The sequence below is a fragment of the Candidatus Streptomyces philanthi genome (assembly GCF_059553635.1).
Genome location: NZ_JCANQV010000435.1, coordinates 1 through 3,588, shown reverse-complemented (window position 1 = coordinate 3,588; position 3,588 = coordinate 1). Strand labels below are relative to the sequence as shown.

At 68.7% G+C, this 3,588-nt stretch carries 8 protein-coding genes; 7 read left to right on the top strand and 1 reads right to left on the bottom strand.

Annotated elements, in window-relative coordinates; genetic code table 11:
• Window positions 1-125, bottom strand: a 125-nt coding sequence (locus AC51EU_RS28545; RefSeq protein ID WP_496269978.1) for a twin-arginine translocation signal domain-containing protein, incomplete at its 3' end; no start/stop codon positions are given.
• Window positions 126-464: 339 nt separating this feature from the next.
• On the opposite strand from AC51EU_RS28545, the gene AC51EU_RS28540 reads away from it, so the two are divergent.
• From AC51EU_RS28540 to AC51EU_RS28510, 7 genes are all read left to right on the top strand, one after another.
• Window positions 465-707: a hypothetical protein gene (locus AC51EU_RS28540; protein WP_496269977.1), complete on the top strand. Its 243-nt coding sequence runs from the start codon at window positions 465-467 to the stop codon at window positions 705-707.
• The gene (locus tag AC51EU_RS28535) at window positions 679-1,203 is read left to right on the top strand and encodes a DUF6879 family protein (protein ID WP_496269976.1); all 525 of its coding nucleotides are present in this window, start codon (window positions 679-681) and stop codon (window positions 1,201-1,203) included. Before AC51EU_RS28540 ends, AC51EU_RS28535 begins: the two co-directional genes overlap by 29 nt.
• Window positions 1,204-1,218: 15 nt before the next feature.
• On the top strand, window positions 1,219-2,067 hold the full coding sequence (locus AC51EU_RS28530; RefSeq protein ID WP_496269975.1) for a helix-turn-helix domain-containing protein: 849 nt from the start codon (window positions 1,219-1,221) through the stop codon (window positions 2,065-2,067).
• A 300-nt stretch (window positions 2,068-2,367) separates the two neighbouring features.
• Window positions 2,368-2,604: a hypothetical protein gene (locus AC51EU_RS28525; protein ID WP_496269974.1), complete on the top strand. Its 237-nt coding sequence runs from the start codon at window positions 2,368-2,370 to the stop codon at window positions 2,602-2,604.
• Complete coding sequence (locus AC51EU_RS28520; protein WP_496269973.1) at window positions 2,591-3,049, top strand: hypothetical protein; 459 nt, start codon at window positions 2,591-2,593, stop codon at window positions 3,047-3,049. Before AC51EU_RS28525 ends, AC51EU_RS28520 begins: the two co-directional genes overlap by 14 nt.
• Window positions 3,050-3,142: 93 nt before the next feature.
• The gene (locus AC51EU_RS28515; RefSeq protein WP_496269972.1) at window positions 3,143-3,289 is read left to right on the top strand and encodes a hypothetical protein; all 147 of its coding nucleotides are present in this window, start codon (window positions 3,143-3,145) and stop codon (window positions 3,287-3,289) included.
• 5 nt (window positions 3,290-3,294) lie between these two features.
• Window positions 3,295-3,489 (top strand): hypothetical protein, encoded by a 195-nt coding sequence (locus tag AC51EU_RS28510; RefSeq protein WP_496269971.1) that lies wholly within the window; start codon window positions 3,295-3,297, stop codon window positions 3,487-3,489.
• Window positions 3,490-3,588: the final 99 nt, after the last annotated feature.

The window sequence follows — 3,588 nt, the reverse complement described above, 5'->3', positions numbered from 1 at the left end:
GGCCGCGCGGCCTCGGCGGCCAGCGCCTCCTGGAGCGACGGCGGCAGCAGCGACCCGACCATCGCCGCCCCCGCGGCCGCCGCGCTCACTCCCAGTACGCGCCTACGGGATACCTCCGGTGCCACGTCCGACCTCCCAGTCGACGGTCAATGACCCTCTGCCGGGCCACTGCGTTGGTGCGACGGGGACGCTAGTGCGACTGCGTGACCTCGGACAGGTACCGAGATGACATTTCCGCGAACGAATGAGCGAACAACTTGACGCGAAGGGGGCGCCGACCCGCCCCACCCGCATAATCGCTGCCTACGATTCGCAAGCACCCAAGGGCGCGGCCTGGCCCCTGGAATCCGCCCGCTACGAGTGCGCCGGGGGTGCTTCCGCCCCCCTGAGGTCCTTGACGTGCCGCGTCGTGCCGGGTGAGCCTCGTAGAACCTTGTGGAAGCGACTGCCCATCGGAGGCAGGCATGGCCTTACTGTTCATCGCCAAGGACCCGGAGACTGATGGGGCGAACTGCCCCACAGTATGGGTGGATGACGAGAAGCAAGAGATCGTGGTGCAAGGCTGGAAGGCCGAGGCCGAGACGCTGGCGAAGTGCTTGGAGACTGGCCCAGTCCCTGACCGCGAAGACGTAGTTCGGCTCCCCCTTCGTATGGTGGCGGCGATCCGGGAGGCATGTGATGTGGCAGAGCGCGCCGCCGTTCGGTGAGTTGCTGGCGGACTGCCAGCGGTCAGCAGTTCACCTGGAGACGCGGGATCACTACGACGATCCGGACGAAGCTCCGCGCGTCGCCGCGTGGAAAGCAGGCCACCGACCAGACCCTGACGACCGGGCATCGTGGTGGCGTCCGTGGCTCGACCTCGTGTCTGAAACTGTCGCCCGGGGCGTCGTCATCCGCCGGGCCCGGATCATTTCGGAGCCGGTGAGCGAGTACACCCGGTATCTGTACGACGGCACGTTCACCAATGTCGCGGCGGGCGAACAAATCCGATGGCTCCCGCGCCGGGAGGCGTCGGATATCGCGCTGCCGGGGAACGACTTCTGGCTGTTCGATGACCGGCTGGTGAGGTTCGGCTACTTCTCCGGTGAGGGCACATACCTGGGTGACGACGTCACCGACGAGCCCGACGTGGCGAAGCTGTGCGCGTCGGCGTTCGAGGCCGTGTGGGAGCGGGCCACACCCCACGACCAGTACAAGATCTGAGGTCCCGACCAGCACATGCCCGCGTCCCCCTCTTCCAGCGTTCAGGATGCCCGAAAGGCGGTCGCCGCCCGGCTGCGGGAGATGCGCCGGGACGCGGGCCTCAGTGCCAGGGCGGTTGCGAGTAGGACGGGTTGGTACCCGTCGAAGGTGTCACGCCTTGAGAACGCGGTCACCCCGCCGTCCGACGCTGACGTGCGCGCGTGGTGCCGGGCCTGCGGCGCAGAGGACCAGGCCGCCGATCTCATCGCCGCTACCCGGACCGCTGAGGACGCGTACGTCGAGTGGCGGCGGTTGCAACGGACCGGGATGCGCCGCTTGCAAGAGTCGTACGTGCCGCTGTTCGAGCGCACGCGGGTGTTCCGCGTCTACTGCTCCAACGTCGTGCCAGGGCTGCTCCAGACTGACGCGTACGCCCATGCACTGCTGTCGTCCATCGCTCGTTTCCGAGGAACGCGCGACGACGTTTCAGAGGCCGTGAGCGCCCGCATGGAGCGCTCGCACGTGATCCGTGAGGGAAACCACCGCTTCGCGCTGCTCGTCGAGGAGGCGGTTCTACGGCATCGCGTCGGCGACGCTGAGGCGATGGCGGGCCAACTGGGCTATCTGCTGTCGGTCATGGCACTCCCGTCCGTCTCACTTGGGGTGATCCCGTTCACCGCCGAACGGGGCATGTGGATGACCGAGACCTTCAGCGTTTATGACGAGGAACAGGCCCAGGTCGAGTTGCTGACTGCTCAGGTGAACGTGACCGCGCCATCCGAGGTGCGGCAGTACCTCAAGGCGTTCGGAGAGTTCGCCAGGCTCGCCGTCTACGGAGCCGAAGCACGGGCCCGCATCACTGCTGCGATCGACGCGCTGGGGTGAAGGCGTAGAACTCCGTAGAACTCCCTAGGTACTGGCTGACGCCGGTCCTTAGCGTCGTCTCGCAGACGACAGGAGGAGCGGGGCCGTGAAGCCGATCACGTATTCGCAACCACCGGTAGATCTTCCGCTGTTGGGCTCTGGGGAACCGAAGGGCGATCCCGATTGTGATGTGTGCCGGGCCTTGACCGGGCAGCGTGCCGAGGCGCGGGGTCGGGGGGACATGTCGCGGGTGTCCGACTGCAACGTGGAGATCCGGCAGCACCCCCACGCCGGGCGGCGGAAGTGATCACCCCGGCGGACATGGGTCACCCGGTGGCCGACGAGTGGGGGCGCGTGTTCGTCCTGCGGGACCTCATACCCGGCTACGAGGACCCGGCGGACCCGCCCGACGACCGGCGCAAGCGCCCGACCGCGTTCCTCTCGCCGGAAGGCGGCGGCGTGGAGTGGACCGTCCCGCCGGATGCCGTGCACCGGGTCTCGTCCCCGCAGTACCCGAAGAAGCCCCGGAAGGAGAGGCGGCGCGATGAGGCCGAGTGACGCCGAGCAGCGCCGGGCCACCCTGGCGTTCATGCTCGCCGCCCACCATGCGGAACTCGACCTGGAGGGCATCGGGGAACCGGCCGCGCGGCCCGGTGGCTACGCACCGCTGTACGGCCCCGGCAGGGTGCCTCTCGGGGGAGCGACGCCGCAGGGTCTGCGGTGGCTGGCTTCGGCCATCCGGGCGGCACCCGCCCGCGCCCCGGAGTTCCCGGTCCGGCCGAGGGTGACGGACGCGGACATCGCCGCTCTGACTGCGGCCAGGATGCTGCGGGAAACCCTGGCGGCGGAGGGACACCCCGCCCAGGTATGGGCCCGCACCCCGACCGCCAGGAAGCCGCAGGTGTGGCTACCGGACCCGATCCCGGCCCCCGTGGCCCAGCGGATGGCGTCCGCTCTGAACGTCTACGACTGGTACGGGGGGATGCGTTCCCCCGGCCGCTGAGCCCCCGTCCGGCCGTGCCCAACCCTGGACAGGCCGAGCGGCCGGACGGGTCTCCAAAGCACGACACGCCCCCTTACCGGAAGGGACACAAGAATGGGTAGGAAGGACTTCGAGAACGCGGGGGAGCCGTGGGACCCGCAGGCCAACCAAGGGCAGGCGACCGACCCGGACACCCGCGTCTCCCAGAACGGTGACGTGCACAGCGGCATGGCGGACGACAGGGACCGCGAACAGGAGTAGCAGGGATGATCCACGGCGAGCACCTGGCGGACGACCTCAAGCGCGATCACGGTTTCATGCGGTGCGAGCTGATCCACGACGGTAAGGCCGTCGTCATGCGGAAGCCCGGTAGCGACCGCTGGACCGTCGTCCCGCTCCGGTGGCTCACCAGTGACGCCGTGGACGTCATCAAGACCCAGGCCGGGATCACCCTGGTCTGAGTCGCATCACGAACGCCCCGTCTGCGCGTCTCCCCCGTGGCGCGCAGGCGGGGCCTTTCTGCTGGTCAGCAGTAGGCTTACAGGAGGATTCAATCGTCC